Origin of the sequence: Curtobacterium sp. MCLR17_054 (assembly GCF_003234335.2) — a bacterium.
GTDB lineage: Bacteria > Actinomycetota > Actinomycetes > Actinomycetales > Microbacteriaceae > Curtobacterium > Curtobacterium flaccumfaciens.
Genome location: NZ_CP126263.1, coordinates 3105423 through 3123411 on the forward strand (window position 1 = coordinate 3105423; position 17989 = coordinate 3123411).

The 17989-nt window shown below is 72.4% G+C and carries 11 protein-coding genes; 8 read left to right on the forward strand and 3 right to left on the reverse strand.

What is annotated here, in order from left to right; translation table 11 throughout:
* Positions 1-404 precede the first annotated feature (404 nt).
* The 5 genes from DEJ08_RS14680 (at position 405) to DEJ08_RS14700 (ending at position 6015) form a co-directional block, all read left to right on the forward strand.
* The gene (locus tag DEJ08_RS14680; protein ID WP_284180475.1) at positions 405-2555 is read left to right on the forward strand and encodes an ArnT family glycosyltransferase; all 2151 of its coding nucleotides are present in this window, start codon (positions 405-407) and stop codon (positions 2553-2555) included.
* Positions 2556-2590: 35 nt separating this feature from the next.
* Positions 2591-3313: a response regulator transcription factor gene (locus DEJ08_RS14685; protein WP_111055090.1), complete on the forward strand. Its 723-nt coding sequence runs from the start codon at positions 2591-2593 to the stop codon at positions 3311-3313.
* 56 nt (positions 3314-3369) lie between these two features.
* Positions 3370-4914 (forward strand): sensor histidine kinase, encoded by a 1545-nt coding sequence (locus tag DEJ08_RS14690; protein WP_146248531.1) that lies wholly within the window; start codon positions 3370-3372, stop codon positions 4912-4914.
* A 100-nt stretch (positions 4915-5014) separates the two neighbouring features.
* The gene (locus DEJ08_RS14695) at positions 5015-5284 is read left to right on the forward strand and encodes a hypothetical protein (RefSeq protein WP_111055092.1); all 270 of its coding nucleotides are present in this window, start codon (positions 5015-5017) and stop codon (positions 5282-5284) included.
* Positions 5285-5508: 224 nt separating this feature from the next.
* Positions 5509-6015 carry a hypothetical protein gene (locus tag DEJ08_RS14700; protein ID WP_245165815.1) on the forward strand — a complete coding sequence of 169 codons (507 nt, stop codon included), beginning with the start codon at positions 5509-5511 and terminating at the stop codon, positions 6013-6015.
* A gap of 62 nt (positions 6016-6077) precedes the next feature.
* Here DEJ08_RS14700 and DEJ08_RS14705 read toward each other — a convergent pair whose 3' ends face one another.
* Positions 6078-6902, reverse strand: a complete 825-nt coding sequence (locus tag DEJ08_RS14705) for a helix-turn-helix transcriptional regulator (protein WP_111055093.1) — start codon at positions 6900-6902, stop codon at positions 6078-6080.
* Positions 6903-7015: 113 nt separating this feature from the next.
* Between DEJ08_RS14705 and DEJ08_RS14710 the strand changes: the two genes are divergently transcribed.
* The 3 genes from DEJ08_RS14710 to DEJ08_RS14720 all read left to right on the forward strand — a co-directional run bounded on the left by DEJ08_RS14710 (position 7016) and on the right by DEJ08_RS14720 (position 16004).
* Positions 7016-8308, forward strand: coding sequence for a bifunctional glycosyltransferase family 2/GtrA family protein (locus DEJ08_RS14710; RefSeq protein ID WP_111055094.1), 1293 nt, complete (start codon positions 7016-7018; stop codon positions 8306-8308).
* Between the two features lie 338 nt (positions 8309-8646).
* Positions 8647-14217, forward strand: coding sequence for a glutamate synthase-related protein (locus DEJ08_RS14715; protein WP_111055095.1), 5571 nt, complete (start codon positions 8647-8649; stop codon positions 14215-14217).
* The gene (locus DEJ08_RS14720; RefSeq protein WP_111055096.1) at positions 14214-16004 is read left to right on the forward strand and encodes a sulfite reductase subunit alpha; all 1791 of its coding nucleotides are present in this window, start codon (positions 14214-14216) and stop codon (positions 16002-16004) included. Before DEJ08_RS14715 ends, DEJ08_RS14720 begins: the two co-directional genes overlap by 4 nt.
* A gap of 401 nt (positions 16005-16405) precedes the next feature.
* Here DEJ08_RS14720 and DEJ08_RS14725 read toward each other — a convergent pair whose 3' ends face one another.
* Entirely contained in the window at positions 16406-16801 is a 396-nt protein-coding gene (locus DEJ08_RS14725; RefSeq protein WP_071247046.1) for a DUF7882 family protein, read from the reverse strand.
* Positions 16802-16809: 8 nt separating this feature from the next.
* Positions 16810-17985: an alpha/beta hydrolase family protein gene (locus DEJ08_RS14730; protein ID WP_111055097.1), complete on the reverse strand. Its 1176-nt coding sequence runs from the start codon at positions 17983-17985 to the stop codon at positions 16810-16812.
* Between the last annotated feature and the right edge of the window lie 4 nt (positions 17986-17989).

Here is a 17989-nt window from a genome sequence, read left to right on the forward strand (position 1 = left end):
TTGCCCGCCCCGGTGCCGGCGCCGCACCGTGCTGCCTCGCTCAACCCGTGCGGGGTTGCCCGCTCCGTGCAGCACTACAACCGCGCACCGAGCAGGCGACCCCGCACGGACCGAACAACAGCGCACCGTGCGCCGCGCCGCCGCCCGCCGCGCCTCCGCCCGCCGGCCAACCGCGCACCGTGCTGCCTCGCTCACCACGTGCGAGGTTGCCCGCTCCGTGCAGCGCTACAACCGCGCACCGAGCAGGCGACCCCGCACGGACCGAACGACAGCGCACCGTGCGCCGCGCCGCCGCCCGCCGGCCAACCGCGCACCGTGCGTCCTTAGCCCGCACATAGCCGTCGCAGTGCAGCAGTCGGGGAACGCCCCGGATGCTCATCGACATGACCACGTACCCGATACCCGTGACCGACCGACGCGACCCCGCGCGCAGTGCCGCGCGGGATCGGCGCCGCCCGCCCCTCGCCCGGCTGTTCCTCGGCGAGCGCGAGGACGCCCGCTGGCTCCGGCCGGCGTTCTGGGCGCTCCTGGCCGTGACCGCCGTGGTGTACCTGTGGGACCTCAGCGTCTCCGGGTACGCCAACAGCTTCTACGCCGCCGCCGTGCAGGCCGGCACGAAGTCGTGGGAGGCGTTCTTCTTCGGCTCCCTCGACTCGTCGAACTTCATCACGGTCGACAAACCACCCGCCTCGCTGTGGGTGATGGTGCTCTCGGCCCGGCTGTTCGGCTTCTCGAGCACCAGCCTGCTGCTCCCCCAGGCGCTGATGGCCGTCGGTTCCGTCGCCCTGGTCTGGGGCACGGTCCGCCGAACCCTGGCCCGACTCGGCGCCACCACCGCGAACGTCGGCGCGCTGCTCGCGGGCTTCGTCGTGGCAGCGACCCCGGCGGCGGCGCTGATGTTCCGCTTCGACAACCCGGACGCCCTGCTCGTCCTGCTGATGACCGCCGGGGCGTACTGCACGGTGCGGGCGCTGCCGAAGGGCAGCTGGAAGTGGATCGCGCTCGCCGGGGTCGCCCTCGGGTTCGCGTTCCTGACGAAGATGCTGCAGGGCCTGCTCGTCCTGCCCGCCTTCGGCCTCGTCTACCTGTTCGCTGCCCGCACCGGCTGGGGCCGGCGTGTGGTCGGCCTGCTCGTCGCCGCCGGCTCCCTCGTGGTGGCCGCCGGCTGGTGGGTCGTCGCCGTGTGGCTCTGGCCCGCCGAGTCCCGTCCGTACATCGGCGGCTCGACGAACAACACCGTCCTCGACCTGGTGTTCGGCTACAACGGCCTCGGCCGGATCTTCGGGGGCTCGGGCAACGGCGGCGGAGGCGGCGGCACGACCGGCGGCACCGCCGGAGGCTCGTTCGGCGGCTCGACCGGCCTGAACCGCCTGTTCTCGTCCGAGATGGGGCTCGAGATCTCGTGGCTCCTGCCCGCGGCGCTCATCGCCCTGGTCGTCGGGCTGGTCGTCGTCGGCCGTCGGCACCTGGCCGATCCCGCACGCGCCGGGCTGGTCCTGTGGGGTGGCTGGCTCCTGGTCACCGGACTCGTGTTCTCGTACATGTCCGGCACGATCCACCCGTACTACACGGTCGCCCTCGCCCCGGCCCTCGCCGGACTCGTCGGCACCGGCGGCGCCCTGCTCTGGCACGCACGAGCCCGCTTCGTCGGCCGCCTCGGCCTCGCTGCGATGATCGGTGTCACCGCGTTCTGGGGCTGGTGCCTGCTCAACGAGAACCCGACCTGGCTGCCGTGGCTGCGCTGGGTGATGCTCGCCGGGGGGCTGCTGTCCGCGGCACTGATCGTCATCGGCAGCGTGCCGTCGCTGCGCCGGCTCGTCACGGTCGGCGTCCTCGCCGGCACCCTGTTCGGCCTGTCCGGCACCACCGCCTACGCCCTCGCCACGACGACCGTCGCGCACTCCGGTTCGATCCCGAGCGTCGGTCCGGCGGGCAGCAGCTCCGGTGGGATGGGCGGCGGCACCGGTGGCTTCCCGGGAGGCACGGGCGGACCGGGTGGGTCGACCTCCGGCTCCGACGACGGCGGCTCCGACAGCACGTCCGACTCCCAGCAGGGTCCCGGCGGGACCCCGCCGGAGGGCGCCTCCGGCGAGGCGCCGGAGATGCCGGACGGCACGTCCGGTACGGCACCGGGCAGTGGGCAGGACGGCACGGACGACGCGACCTCCGAGGGCGGGTCGGGGACGGGCCTCCAGGCCGGGGGTGGTGGCGAGGGCGCGTCGACCTCGTCCGCACTGCAGGAGCTGCTCGAGGCATCCGACGCGAAGTGGGCGGCCGCGGTCAACGGATCGCAGTCGGCCGCGCAGCTCGAACTCGACACCGACACCGCCGTGATGGCGATCGGCGGCTGGTCGAGCGACCCGGCACCGACGCTCGCGCAGTTCAAGGCGTACGTCGCCGGCGGCGACATCGGGTACTACGTGTCGTCCGGCTCCGGCGGCGGCATGGGCGGCGGCTCGTCGACCGCGTCGGCGATCCAGGAGTGGGTCGCGGCGAACTACGAGTCGACGACCGTCGGCGGCCAGACCGTCTACGACCTGAGCAGTACGAAGTGACCGGCGACGAGGGCGCGGTGGATAGGCTCCGGGACATGCCCGGCACCCCGCTGCAGCGCACCGACGGCTCCCCTGTCCGCGCCCTCGTCGTCGACGACGAGCAAGCCCTGGCCGAGGCCGTCGCCCTGGCGTTCGCGGGCGACGGCTGGGCCGTACGGTCGGTGCACCGCGGGCGCGACGTGCTGTTCGCGGCCCGGGAGTTCCAGCCCGACGTGATCGTGCTCGACGTGATGCTGCCGGACATCGACGGGTTCGAGGTGCTCGAACGGCTCCGCGACGCCCGCGACGGCGTGCGGGTGCTGTTCCTCACCGCACGCGACGCGCCCGAGGACCGGCTCGCCGGGCTGACCGGCGGCGGCGACGACTACCTGACCAAGCCCTTCGGCATCGAGGAGCTGCTCGTCCGGGCCCGGATCCTGGCGCGCACCTCGACCCGGGTCGCCGCGGCCGGGACGAGCGCCGAGGTCGTGGTCGGGGACCTCCGGCTCGACGAGGACGCCCGCTCGGTCAGCCGTGCCGGGGACCCCATCGAGCTCACGCCGACCGAGTACGAGCTGCTGCGACACCTGGCCCGCAACGCCAACCGGGTCCTGTCCCGCGAGCAGCTGCTGGCGAGCGTCTGGGGCATGGACTTCGGCACGTCGTCGAACCTGGTGGACATGTACGTGTCGTACCTGCGGAAGAAGCTCGACGCCGGACGTGAGCCGATGCTGCAGACCGTCCGTGGGGCGGGGTACGTGCTCCGGCCGGCGACGTGAGCCGGCCCGGGCGCACCGGGCGTGTGCCGTCGTTGCGCTGGCGGATCGTGGCGGCCGTGGCCCTGCTGCTCGTGGCGACGAACGTCGTCGTGGGGGCGGTGACCGTCGTCGCCTTCCGTGGGTACCTGGTCGACCGGCTCGATGCGGAGCTGTCGACGGCGGCGATGCGGACCGTCGGCGGACGGGACGGGGCCGAACCGCCGCCCGGGGCCTCCGGGCCGCCGCCGGGGTCGTCGTCGTCGTCCTCGTCCTCGTCGGACGATCTGCCGGATCCCGACAACGCCTTCATCGGTGCGCCGGGGCAGTCGGCGGGCACGGTCATCGCCATCGTCCGCGATGACGATGTGGTGCTCGGTGGCTACACCGACGGGGACGGTGACCAGCGCCGTCTGACCACAGCGCAGCAGCGGACGCTCGCCGCAGTGCAGACCGGCGGCGACCCCGTGACGGTCGAACTCGGCGCGCTCGGCGACTACCGAGTGCAGGCGGTCAGCGACGACGGCGACGTGTTCGTCACCGCGCTCCCCCTCGGTGACCTCGACGCCGCGATCGCCCGGTTGCTGCTCGTCATCGGGGTCGTCACGGTGCTCGGGTTCGCCGTCGCCGCGTGGGCGCTCACGGTGCTCGTCCGTCGATCGCTCCGTCCGCTCGAACGCGTCGCCGCGGTGGCGTCCGGCGTGACCGCACTCGACCTGGAACGCGGCGACCCGGACATCCCCGTCCGCGTCTCCGACGCCGACCTGCGCGCGAACCGCGAGGTCGCGCAGGTCGGCAACGCGCTGAACCGGCTGCTGGGCCACGTCGCCCGGGCGCTCACCGTGCGTCGTGACGCCGAGGCCGGCATGCGGACGTTCGTCGCCGACGCCTCCCACGAGCTGCGGACCCCGATCGCCACCGTCCGGGCGTACGCAGAGCTGTCGGAGCGGACCTCGGACCTGGACGCCGTGCACCGCAACGTCGAACGGATCGGACGTGAGGCCGTCCGGATGGGCGACCTCGTCGACGAGCTGCTGCTGCTCGCACGGCTCGACGCCTCGGCCCTGGCGTCGGGGGCGCCGGCCTCGCAGGTCGTCCGCGAACCGGTCGACCTGACGTCGCTCGTCGTCGACGCCACGATGGACGCCCGCGCGACGGCGCCGGACCACCGATGGACGCTGCAGATCGTGGACGACCAGCCGGTGCTCGTGGCCGGTGACGAGGTGCAGCTCCGACGGGTGGTCACGAACCTGTTGACCAACGCCCGGACGCACACGCCGCCGGGGACTGCCGTCGTGGTGTCGTTGCAGTCGTTGCCAGGGTCGCGGTCGGCGTCTGCGTCTGCGTCTGCGTCTGCGTCTGCGTCTGCGTCTGCGTCGGACGGTGCCGTCGTCCGCTTCGTCGTGGCGAACGACGGGCCGCCGATCCCCGCCGAGTCCCTGCCGACGCTGTTCGACCGGTTCACCCGGGGCGAGGCCTCGCGCTCACGGGAGCACGGCACGAGCGGCCTCGGGCTCGCGATCGTGCGGGCCGTGGTCGTGGCGCACGGCGGCATCGTGCGGGTCGCGTCCGAGCCCGGCCGGACCGCGTTCACCGTGGACCTGCCGGCCTCGGGCGCTTCGTGAGCAGAAGACGTCGGGTGCCGGGACCGCACTCGACATCTCCTGCTCACCGAAAGCCGTCCCGGTCGCATACTGGTCGGAGAACGCCGGACGAGGAGGCCCCGTGACGAACGCGTACGACAAGCTCCCGGGCCGCCCCGACCCCGCCGACCTGGTGGTCGAGGTCCCGGCGTTCGAGGACGACCGCCCCCAGCCCGAGCCCGCTCCGCCGGCCGCGGCGCCGGAGCTCGTGGCCGCGACCGAGTTCGCGCGCTCCTCGCACGCACCGCCCACGATCCGCCGGACGCAGATGCAGGCGGGCGCCTGGATCGCGGGCGTCCCGATCGCGGCGCTCGTGGTCGTCGCGATCGTGCAGATCCTGCTGCACCGCTGACCGAGAGCGCGGCTGAGTGGGCCGCTCGGACGCGTTCTCACGCGCTCAGCGACACCTCACGCACAGCCGACCGCGTGAGGTGTCGCTGAGCACGAAAACCGGGCGTCGTCCGGATCGTCAGACGATCGACCAACGTCGAGGCCCATCGCGTGCATCCGCGTCGGAGCGCACGCAGGCTGGGTCCTGTCCGAGCAAGACGACCCGAACGGGTCACCACTGCAGAGATGGGAAACACGATCATGAACTCGTTCAAGCGCAAGTCCGTGAAGCTCCTCGCCGGCACCGCCCTCGGCGGCGCCGTCATCGCCGGGGCGTTCGTCGCTGCCCCCGCGCAGGCCGCCGAGCCGGCGCCGCCCAGCACCTCGTCGTCCGTCGGCGGCAGCGTCAACGTCAACCTCGACCCGGTCGCGATCGTCAACGCGATCAAGGACGCGGTCAACGACCAGAGCGACCGCGGCGGTGCCGTCCAGGCGGCGCTCGACGTCGGGTACTGGAACGCCGGCAACCCCGACCGCCTCACCGTCGCGGTGGTCAACAAGAACCAGGACATCACCGTCGAGGGCGACGTCGCGGACGCCCAGTCGATCGACATCAAGGGTGGCAACTACGTCATCTACTGGTTCAAGGGCCCCGGCAAGGTCACCAACAACGGTGACGGCGGCTGGCTGAACTGGGGTGTGTTCGGCAACATCGAGCGCATCGACAACGTCATCCACGTCAACGGCGGCTGACTCCCCCGTTCGTCGGCGACGCCCCCTGGGACCTCGGTCTCAGGGGGCGTCGCCGTGTGCTGTCAGCCTCGGGGAGCGTCGTCGCCCGCTTGCGCCGCTTCGATCGCCGACAGCCGGTTGCGTGCAGCCAGCCTGAAGTCCCTCCGAGACCGGATCCAGCCCCGGACGAAGGCGACCGACACCAGCGCCGTCCGGTTCGGCGCGTTCCAGGACTTCATCAGCCGGCCGAGGTGCCAGGCAACGGCCTGTCGGCTGTAGGCAGTCTCCTTGGCGATGGCGTCGTTCGACAGCCCACGGGCGGCGAGCGCCAGCATCCGTTCCTCGGTCTCGTCCAGGCCGGGCGCCGATGCCACCAGGTCGATGTCGTCGGTGCCGAGTGCTGTCGTCGGGTCCGCCGACGCCCCTCCGCGGTGCTGCGCCCAGGCCTCCGCCCAGCACGAGCCGAGTTCGTGCGCCACGAGTGATGCCCGGCTCATCGCGAGCATCGTCCGGCCGGCGTGGTCGATGGTCGTCGCGTGCTCGCGGGTGGCCGTGTGCATGACGAGGGCGAAGACACGGATCGCGGGCAGGGCGCCGCGGAGCACGACCGAGACGTCGACCTGCGGGTCGTCGGCGCTGGCGGCTGCGACCTCGCGGAGCCGCACCAGGCACTCCGGGTCGAGCGGCTCCCCACGCTCGACCGCGCGCAGTGCCGCGGGGAGCACGAGCGGGACGATCTGCTCGTACCGACGCCGGAGCCAGTCGTGCCCGTCGGGTCGGATGCCGTGCAACGGTGGCGCGAGCAGCAGCTCCGTGAACTCCGGGCACCGCTCGTCGAGCGCCAGCCCCAGCCGCTCCCCGGGGAGCAGTACGGCCGTCCGTCGTGCGTCGTCGCGCTCGGTCGTCATCGTGCGTCGAACGTATCCGGACAACAGGTGTCGTGTCCGCTGCGTTCACGTGGTGTTCGTTCTTACCCGGGCCACAGCGCCCTGCCTCGGCCCCCGTAGCCCCGCTGCCGAGCATGAGCGCCATGACGGAGACGAACCAGCCCCTCGACATCGACATCGTCGTCCCCTGCTACAACGAGCAGGACACGCTCGCCGCCCACGTGCGACGGCTCCACGCCTTCTGCCGGACGTCGTTGCACCACTCGTGGCGCATCACGATCGCGGACAACGCCTCGAGCGACGACACCGCCCGGATCGCCGACGACCTCGCCGCGATGCTCCCCGGCGTGCACGCGGTGCACCTGCCCGAGAAGGGCCGGGGCCGCGCGCTCAAGGAGGTCTGGGCGGCATCGCCGGCGGCCGTGCTCGTCTACGTGGACGAGGACCTGTCCACCGACCTCGCCGCGCTCGAACCCCTCGTGGCACCCCTGCTGTCGGGGCACTCGGACCTGGCGATCGGCACCCGGCTGGCAGGTTCGTCGCGCGTGGTGCGCGGCAGCAAGCGGGAGTTCATCTCGCGCTCGTACAACCTGCTGCTCCGGACGACGATGGGGGTGTCGTTCTCGGACGCGCAGTGCGGGTTCAAGGCGGTCACGAAGGCCGCAGCCGACCACCTGCTGCCGTTGTGCGAGGACGATGCCTGGTTCTTCGACACCGAACTGCTCGTGCTGGCCGAGCACGCGGGACTCCGCATCCACGAGGTCCCCGTCGACTGGGTCGACGACGTCAACTCCTCGGTGCACATCGCGTCGACCGCGACCGAGGACCTGAAGGGCATGTGGCGGGTGTCGAGGAACATCGCCACCGGGCGGGTGCCGATCAGCACGGTCTACGCGGCGATCGGTCGGCAGCCGTTCACCCCACCGAGCGTGGGGTTCCTGGGGCAGGTCCTGCGGTTCGGGGCGATCGGGGTGCTCTCGACCTTGGCGTTCGCTGCCCTGTACGCCCTGTTCCGGCCGGCGATCGGCGCCCAGACCGCGGACTTCCTCGCGCTGCTGGTCACGGCGATCGGCAACACCGCACTGAACCGGCGGTTCACGTTCGGGGTGCGGGGCCGTGCGGGAGCCGGTCGGCACCACGTGCAGGGTCTGGTCGTGTTCGGCATCGCCTGGGCCATCACGTCGGGGTCGCTCGTGGTGTTGCACGCGTCGGAGCCGGGAGCCTCGCACGGTGCGGAGATCGCGGTGCTGACGGCAGCCAACCTGGTTGCGACCGGCGTGCGGTTCGTGTTGTTCAAGGCGTGGGTGTTCCGTGGTCGCCGACGCCCGGAGCTCATCCACCCCGGCACCACCCCGGCGGCCGACGCCAGCACGGCGGTCACCGAATCGATCGCGGCCCCCGAGCGCACCGGCGACCGCGCTGCCTGACACCGTGCCGGGTCACCCACCCGGTGCAGGGTTGCACGGCGCCCGCGGCACGCCGCACCGTGCGGCGTCGGCCATCCCGTGCCAGGTTGCACGCTCCGTGCAGCGCTACGAACTCGCACCGAGCGTGCAACCTCGCACCAGCCGAACAGACCCGCACGGTGCGACACCATCACACGCCCACCACCCGTGTTGCACGGTCGGTATACCAAGCCGTAGCATCGCCCTACCGCACCACCACCCCACAGGGCCCGACTGCCACCATCGGTCTGCCCGCGGCGAGCGCTCCATCGATGCAGCCCGCGCCGTCCGCTGCCGGCAACGCCCCACTGGACCCGCACGTGAACCCCACCTCTTTCGGTCTCTACGACCCTGCCCGCGAATCGAGCGATTGCGGCGTCGGTTTCATCACCCGTCTCGACGGGACGCCGAGCCACGACGTCATCCGCAAGGGCGACGAAGCGCTGTGCTCCATCCCGCACCGCGGCGGCAAGTCCGCCGAGGGTGTCGGTGACGGCGCGGGCGTCAGCATCGACCTGTCGGTGGAGTTCTTCAGCGCCATCACCGGCGAGCAGCTGCGCGCCGGGCACTTCGGCGTCGCGAACTGCTTCGTGCCGAGCAGCGACGGAGCGGACGGCACCGACGAGCGCGCCCGCGCCGAGCAGACCGTCACGGACGCCATCACTGCCGAGGGCTTCGAGCTGCTGCTGGTCCGTGACGTCCCGGTGGACCACTCCGTCGCGCGCCCCGAGGCCGAGCAGTACCAGCTGCCGATCGTGCAGTGGGTCTTCCGTGCTCCGTCGGACTGGGACCGCACCGAGGTCGACGCCGCCGCGAACCGCGCCCTGCTCGCCATCGAGGCGGTCTCCTACGCCCAGGCAGCCGCCGAGCGCGCCGAGCACGCCGCCCTGTACCCGCTGTCGCTCAGCGCCCGGACCCAGATCCTGAAGGGCCGGCTGAACTCCGGCGAGGTGATCGGGTACTTCACCGACCTGCGCGACCCCCGGCACTCGGTGCGGACGCTGTACTTCCACACCCGGTTCTCGACGAACACCGAGCCGCACCCGACGATGGCGCAGCCGTTCCGCCTGATGGCGCACAACGGCGAGCTGAACACCGACCGCAAGAACCGGCTGTCGGACGAGGCGCTCGCGCGGGCCCGCACCCGGAGCATCGTGCGTCCGCCCGGGCAGTCGGACTCGAGCCGACTCGACCAGACCCTGCAGAGCCGCGTGTTCGACGACGGGCTCGAGATCGTCGAGGCCGTGGTCTCGCTCATGCCGCCGGCGTGGGAGAACGACCGCACCCTGACTGCGGACGTCCGGGACATGCTCGAGTACTTCTCGCTGTACGAGGAGAAGAACGACGGTCCCGCCGCCGTGATCTTCAGTGACGGCGACGTCGTCGGCGCCCGCCTGGACCGCCTGGGCCTGCGCCCGCTGCGCACCGTCGAGACGGCCGAGTACCTGATGGTGTCGTCCGAGGCCGGCCAGGTCGAGTTCGACGCCGACGAGGTCGTGCACCGCGGCCGCATCGAGGCCGGCGGCATGCTCGTCGTCGACCACCGCACCGGCACCCGCATGCGCACCGGCGAGGTGCTGCACATGCTCGCGGGCCGCCGTGACTACGGCACCCTGCTCGACGCCGCCCGCGTGAACCTGGACGACGTGCCCGCTCCGGACTACGAGCGCACGACGTCCACCCTGGGCTACGACGGCGACCTGTCGCTCGCGGGCCGGTACGTGGCGTACTCGCTGAACCAGGAGAGCTTCCGGTTCATGCTCGACCCGATGCTGCAGAACGGGTCGGAGCGCATCTCGGCGATGGGCTACGGCAACGCCATCAACGCCCTGAGCGACACCGAGGGCGGCATGGCGAAGTACTTCTCGCAGCGCTTCGCCCAGGTGACGAACCCGCCGCTCGACTCGATCCGCGAGGCCGACGGGATGTCGATGCGCGTGGCACTCGGCGCGAAGCCGGACGGCACGGGCACCACGGGGCGTCAGCTCGTCGTGCAGTCGCCGATCCTCGGGCACCTCGACATGGTGCGCCTGCGCGAGCAGGACATCGTGCCGCTCGAGCGCTTCGACATGCTCTACGTGCCGGTGCCCGCCGACGAGCAGGCCAACGCCGACGCGATGCGCGGCGCGCTGGACGCCCTGTGCGACGCGATCGAGGCGTTCGCGGCGCGCGGTGGCGGGATCGCGGTCGTGACCGACCGCGAAGTGTCGTCGAGCCATGCGCCCCTCCCCGTGATCCTGGCGGTGGCCGCCGTCAACCAGCGGCTCATCGAGACCGGTCTGCGCCTGCGGGTGTCCGTCGTCGCGGAGAGCGGTCAGCTGCCATCGTCACACCACGTCGCGACCGCGCTGGGCTTCGGTGCCGCCGCTGTGTACAGCTTGAGCGCTCGTCTGCGTGCGGAGGAGAAGTACCCCGCCGCACCCGCACCCGCCGGTGAGCTGACCGCGACCGACCTGGCGCTCAAGCAGTTCCGCAAGGCCGCCGAGAAGGCCCTGGCGAAGACCATGGGCCGCGTCGGCCTGTGCACCGCCGAGAGCTACATCGGCGGCGAGTTCTTCGAGCCGAACTACCTCGACACCGGCGACGACGTGCTCGCGCGGATCTTCCCGCACATGCAGGCCCCGGTCGGCGGCGTCGGCTTCGCGCGCATCGCCCAGGCGGCGACGGACTGGCACGAGCGTGCCCGCTCGGTGGCGTCCGAGGGCCAGGTCCCGCTGCTCGGGCTGTTCAAGGAGCGCTCCGACGGCGCCGGCCACTCGTTCGGCGTCGCGAGCGTCCGCGGGTTCGGCGGCATGACCGAGGAGCGCCCGGCCTTCGAACGCTCCGGCGACTCGGACGCGCTGCGCCTGCTCACGCTCGGCCAGCTCGACGACTCGTTCGGCATCACCGACGCCGCGTACCGGAACACCGGGTACGACCGGCTGAGCGACGCCGAGATCGACGCGCACCGCATCACGCCGGGCTACGTCACGTTCCTGCAGACGACCCACGACGAGCGGTCCCGCCGCCCCGCCGCGCTCCGCGACGTGCTCGCGCTGCCCGCGGACGTCACCGGCATCGACACGGCCGAGGACTTCGCCCGCGAGCTCGGCCGCTTCTCGACGAGCGGCAACGCCAGCGTCACCGTCCGCGGGCTCTCCGGCTCGCGTCCGTCGGACGACCAGGACCTGCCTGGAGGGACTGAGCGGTTCCGCCTGGAGCTCACGTCGACGGGGACCACGGGTGCACTGCGCCACGCGTCCCTGGCAGACGGCCTCGCGTTGCTCCACCCCGGGCAGATCGACGTCGACTCCGTCGACGACACCGGGGTGACGCTCCGCGCCACCGGTGCGGCCGTCGCCCTGCTCGCACTGCTGCAGAGCGCCCCGGCGAGCGTCGAGCTCGACGAGGTGCAGCCGGCCCACGAGATCACCCGGACCCTGGCGTCCGGCGCGATGAGCCACGGCGCGCTCGTCGCCACCGCCCACGAGGCCGTCGCACACGGTACGAACATGGTCGGCGGCATGTCGAACAGCGGTGAGGGCGGCGAGCACCACTCCCGCTACGGCACCATCCGCGGCTCCCGCATCAAGCAGTTCGCCTCGGGCCGGTTCGGCATCTGGGCCGGCTACCTCGCCGACCCCATGCTCGAGGAGCTCGAGATCAAGATCGGCCAGGGCGCGAAGCCCGGCGAGGGTGGCCAGCTGCCCGCACCCAAGGTCACGGTGGACATCGCCGCGGCCCGCGGTGGCACGCCCGGTGTCGAGCTGATCTCGCCGCCGCCGCACCACGACACGTACTCGATCGAGGACCTCGCGCAGCTCATCCACGACTGCAAGGCCGCCCGCGTCCGGGTGATCGTGAAGCTCGTCTCGTCCGAGGGCATCGGCACCATCGCGGTCGGCGTCGCGAAGGCCGGCGCCGACGTGATCAACGTCGCCGGCAACACCGGCGGCACGGGCGCTGCGGCCGTCACCAGCCTGAAGTACGCCGGCCGTTCCGCGGAGATCGGCGTCGCCGAGGTGCACCAGGCCCTGGTCGCGAACGGCCTGCGCCAGAAGGTCACGCTCCGCTGCTCGGGTGCGCACCAGACCGGCAGCGACGTCGTCACGAGCGCCCTGCTCGGCGGCGACAGCTTCGAGTTCGGCACGACCGCGCTCATGATGCTCGGCTGCGTGATGGCGAAGAACTGCAACGTGAAGTGCCCGGCGGGCCTGACCACGAACGCCGAGGCGTTCGAGGGCGACCCCCGCGCGCTCGCGCAGTACCTGCTCAACATCGCCCACGACGTGCGGCAGATCCTGGCCCGGCTCGGCCTGCGCTCCCTGCGCGAGGCCCGCGGCCGGACCGACCTGCTGCAGCTCCTGGACCACCCGGCGAGCGTCGGCCGGCTCGACGCCCGTGCCCTGCTCGCCCAGGTGCCCGAGAAGGTCGTCGCTGACCCGGAGTACCTGGAGAAGGACTTCCACACCGACGACGCCCTGCTCGAGCGCGTCCGCACCGCCCTCGTCGACCACGCGCAGGAGCACGTGCTCGTGCACGGCGTGCTGCTCGGCAACGCCGACAAGTCGGTCGGCGGCCAGCTCGGCATCGACCTCGAGCGTCTGCTCAACCACGAGCTCCGCGCCGAGGACGTGCAGGGCCTGCCCGCCGTGACGACGGACGACCGCGGACGCCGCCGGCTGGTGGACGGCGCGGTCACGATCCGCACGCAGGGCTCGGCCGGGCAGTCCTACGGCGTCTTCAACAACGACGGCGTCGTGCTCGAGCACACCGGCACCGCGAACGACGGCGTCGGCAAGAGCCAGAGCGGCGGACGGATCATCGTCCGCGCCCCCGGTGGCGGCAGCGCCGCACAGGGCGGCAACGTGCTGGTCGGCAACTTCGCGCTGTTCGGGGCGACCGGTGGGCGCACCTTCGTCGAGGGCGAAGCCGGCGACCGGTTCGCCGTCCGCAACTCCGGCGCGACCGCCGTGGTCGAGGGCCTCGGCGACTTCGGCTGCGAGTACATGACCGGCGGCGCCGTGTTCAACCTCGGCGCGTTCGGCAAGGGCCTCGGCAACGGCATGTCCGGCGGGTTCCTGTACCAGTACGACCCCTCCGGCCAGGTCGCCGAGCGTGCCAGCACGGACTCGCTCCTGGTGTTCCCGGTCACCGACACCGAGCGCGGTGCGTTCCACGAGGCCGCCGCCCGCCTGCTGCTCGAGTGGCACCTCGAGGCGACCGGTTCGGCACTGGCCGAGCGGCTGCTCGCCGAGTGGGACACCGCCCGCGCACACGTGTACGTCGGCATGCCCCGTGCCCTGCTGCTCACGCAGGACGCCGGCGAGATCCTCGCGGCGGCGACCCGGCCCGAGCTCCTCGACGAGCTCGCGACCTCGATCGCCACCGACAAGCTCCGCGCGTTCAAGCTCGACTACCGCGACCAGCGCACGGTGCTCGACGGCCGTGCCCCGGCGCTCGGCGACCAGGGCGAGGACATGTTCTCGCTGCTGTCGTCCTACACGGTGCTCGGGGTCGCCCAGGACGTCGCCCTCGAGCGCGTCCCGGGCGCGTTCGGCACCGCCGACCCGCGAGTGGCCGAGGCCGTGAAGAACCTCGTGCTCACCGAGGACTTCTCCGTCAAGCAGCGCGTCGTGAAGTACCTGCGCGGCACGCTCGACCGGTTCGCCGACGACCAGCTCGCCACGCTCATCGCGATCAAGCGGCTCGACGACTACAAGCGCGCGCTCACGCAGCGGAACAACCGCAGCATGGACGCGCCGGGCACCACGGGGTGGATCATGCACCAGAACGCCAAGAACGACGGCCGCGTCCGCGAGGCCCGCTTCGACGAGCTGCTCGCCACCGCGGCGCTCGAGGACATCGCCCGCCGTGCACCGCAGGCGCCGACCGAGGCGGTGACCGCGTGAGCCTGCTCCCCCCGACCGGGTCGCTGATCCCCGTCGACGCACCGTTCTCGGCTGCCCAGGAGTCCTGGCTCGCCGGGTTCATCGCGGGCATCGCCGCCGCCGGCAAGAAGGTCGCGGCCAGCGCGCCCACGACGACGATCGACGTGCTCTTCGGCACCCAGACCGGCAACTCCGAGTTCCTGGCCGACGAGCTCGTCGCCGGCGCGAAGGCCCGCGGACTCGGCGGTCGCGCCAGTGCGCTCGACGCCGTCACCCCCGAGCAGCTCGCCGAGATGTCGCACGTGCTCGTCGTCACCTCGACCTACGGCGAGGGCGAGATGCCCGACAACGCCGGGCTGTTCTGGGACGCGATCGAGGCGAGCACCGTGCCGCGGCTCGAGGGGCTGCAGTACGCCGTCCTGGGCCTCGGCGACACGAGCTACGACGAGTTCTGCCAGGCCGGCAAGCTCCTCGACACCCGGTTCGAGCAGCTCGGTGCGACCCGGATCCACGACCGTGTCGACTGCGACGTCGACTTCGAGGACCCGGCTGCACTGTGGACCGCGGCGGTCCTCGACCGCCTCGCCGCCGAGGCCGGCGCGACGGCTGCACCCGGCGCGACCACGGGCGGTGGTGCCGGCGACGGTGCCGCCGCGACCGGCGGGGCGGGCGCGAGCCGTGCCTCCCGGCCGGGGTCGCAGTGGAACAAGCGCAACCCGTACCCGTCGCGCCTGGTCGAGAACCGGCTGCTCTCCTCGCCGCGCAGCGCGAAGGAGATCCGGCACTACGAGTTCGACCTCGGTGACTCGGGCATCGAGTACGCGGCCGGCGACGCCCTGGCGGTCGTGCCCGTGAACGACGAGGTCTTCGTGGCGGACCTGCTCGAGCAGGTCGGCGCGAACGGCGGCGAGGCGTTCGACGGCCGGCCCATCACCGAGGTCCTGCGGACCGACCGTGAGATCCGGACGCCCTCGAAGTACCTCATCGCCGACCTGGTGCAGCGCGCGCCGTCGAGCGAACTCGCGGCGGTCGTGGCGCACGGCGACAAGCACGAGCTGGACCGCTGGCTCTGGGGACGCGACGTCCTCGACCTGCTCCGCGACGCCGGCCCGGCCGCTCCGGGACTCGACGAGCTGCTGCCGAACCTGCGGCCGCTGCAGGCGCGGCAGTACTCGATCTCGTCGAGCCCGCTGGCGCACCCGGACCGCATCCACCTGACCATCGCGTCGGTGCGCTACGGCGACCCGCACCGGATGTACGCCGGCGTCGCGTCGACGTTCCTGGCCGACCGGGTCGACCCGGACGGCACCGTCGACGTCTACCTGCAGCCGAACGCGTCGTTCGGGGTACCGGCGGACGAGTCGGCCCCGATGATCATGATCGGACCGGGCACGGGTGTCGCGCCGTTCCGCGGGTTCCTGCACGAGCGCGCGGTGTCCGGGGCGACGGGGCGCAACTGGCTGTTCTTCGGTGACCAGCACCGGGACACCGACTTCGTGTACCAGGACGAGCTCACCGAGCTGCAGGAACAGGGCGTGCTCGACCGCCTCGACCTGGCGTTCTCGCGCGACCAGGCCGAGAAGGTCTACGTGCAGACGCGGATGCTCGAGCGGTCGGCGGAGCTGTTCGCATGGCTCGAGGACGGCGGCCACGTGTACGTCTGCGGCGACGCCTCACGCATGGCGAAGGACGTCGAGGCTGCGCTGCTCCAGGTCATCCGGACCGGACGCGCGCGCGGCGAGGACGACGCGCAGGCGTACCTGGCCGACATGCGTCGCGCGAAGCGGTACGTGCGCGACGTCTACTGAGCCGCGTGCAGATCTGATGAGTCCGCCCCGGCCACGGAACCCGAATCCGATGGCCGGGGCGGTCCCGGAGGAGCGCCGGTCGATGGGGGCGGACCGGCGGGCCCTGCAGCGTGACGCACGCATCACCGACGCGTGGCGTCGGTGACCCGAGCAGGGAGTCCCCTGATCCGGGACTCACGTCCCTCGCTCGTCTCGGTCACCGGTGGTTGGTCGGCACCGGACTCGCTGTGCGTCACGGGCTGTTCGGGTTCCCCTCCTGCCGCGGACACTGCCAGCACCGGCGCCCTAGCAGGCTGGTGCGGGGGGACGACAGCGAACCGCGGTACGGAAACCGTACGAGGTGCGGAGTTCGAGCGGAACCCGTTGACCCGGATCAGCCCGCTGTGCTACTGCTCCCGTGATCAGCGCGCGGTGCTCCCGCTCGGTGTCCCGGATGCGTCGTCCGCGTCGCCGGGGGCCACCGCCCGCGACCACGCCGAGTCGGCCGCCGTGCTGGTGTCCGCCGGCTCCGGCGTCAGCACGAGCCCCGACCCCGAGGTGGCCGAGGCGTAGAGGTCCTCGAGCCAGCTGCGGTTGATCGACGGCACCCGGCTGCCCGTGAACTTGAAGTGCAGGCTCACGTTGGGGTGCAGCCAGATCGTGCTGCGACCGTTGCCGTGGACGACGTCGTCCTTCCACGAGAACGCGAAGCGGTGGTCTCGCCGGAGCATGTTGACGATGACGATCTGCAGGTGCGTGAGCGCGCGGTCGTCGATCCGCAGGTCGAGCGGTCGGCCGTCGTAGATGAGCTGCCCCATGGCTCCTTCTACTCCTGCGCTCCGGTGTGCGCGAGACCGGACGCCCAGTTCGTGATGGTGCGGTCGAACCAGACCGCGTCGACGTTGCGCTCCCAGGCGTGCTCGGCCGGCTCGCTGACCGCCAGGGTCACGGTGCCGGGGTGGGCGTCGGCGAACTCCTGACTGGCCGAGAACGGCACCGTGGTGTCGCCGGTGGAGTGGATGAGCAGGGTCGGTGGCAGCGGCCGGGGTGCGCGCAACCAGGACAGCGCGCGCACGTCGACCGGCGACCGCAGCCCCACCGTCCGGTAGAGGACCGGCGTCGCCATCGCCCCGAGGGCAGCACTCACCACGAAACCCGGCAGTCCCGCGCGGCGGGCCTGGGACCGGACGGTGACGGCCCAGTCCAGTGCCGGGGCGACGAGCACGATCCCGGCCAGGCGGTCGCGGTGCGCCGAGCGGGCGAGGAGCTCGTGCGTGATCGTCGCGCCCATCGACCACCCCACGATGACGAGCCGTTCGGCGCCGTTCGCGACGGCGTGGTCGAGGGCCACTTCGACGTCCGCCCACTCGCGGGCTCCGAGGTGTGAGGCCCGGCCCTCCCACGGTGCCTCGCCGTCGCCGCGGAACGACGGGACGATCGAGGTCCAGCCCAGTTCGAGCGCCGCGGGGACGGTCCGGAGCGCGGTGACCCGGGTCGTCCGGATCCCGTGGACGTGGACGGCCCAGGTCCGGGCGGCCACGGGGTCGGGGCGCCCAGCGCCGCCGGGCACCGGCCGCACCACCCACGCGGGCGCCGGCCCCACCGGCGTCGGCAGCGACACCTCGGACCAGTCGACGTCCATCGCCGCCGGGTCCGGGTGCACGTGCCCGCTCCACCGCACCCGCGACGACACCGCGCCGGTCGTCCGGACCACGGCCCGGCGCACGAACCCGGCGGCTTCGTCGACCTCGAGCACCGGCCCGACGGTGGTGTGCCCCGGGCCGTCGTGCCACAGCCCGTACTCCCCCGGCCGCACGGTGTCGTCGGTGATCGGCAGCCGGACGGAGTCCGCGTCGGACTCGAGCACGGGCGTCCACCGGTCGCCACCGGGCAGCACGATCCTGCCGACGACCTTCCGCAGGACGACCAGGACCACCAGGCCGACGAGGCACACCGCCGCCAGCACCACGAGCGCTCCGAGCACCCACCACACGATCGTCACGCCG

Coding starts and splice junctions, on each gene's coding strand:
- DEJ08_RS14685 (WP_111055090.1), top strand. CDS start 2,591: ATGCCCGGCACCCCGCTGCAGCGCACCGACGGCTCCCCTGTCCGCGCC.
- DEJ08_RS14700 (WP_245165815.1), top strand. CDS start 5,509: ATGGGAAACACGATCATGAACTCGTTCAAGCGCAAGTCCGTGAAGCTC.
- DEJ08_RS14705 (WP_111055093.1), bottom strand. CDS start 6,902: ATGACGACCGAGCGCGACGACGCACGACGGACGGCCGTACTGCTCCCC.
- DEJ08_RS14710 (WP_111055094.1), top strand. CDS start 7,016: ATGAGCGCCATGACGGAGACGAACCAGCCCCTCGACATCGACATCGTC.
- DEJ08_RS14725 (WP_071247046.1), bottom strand. CDS start 16,801: ATGGGGCAGCTCATCTACGACGGCCGACCGCTCGACCTGCGGATCGAC.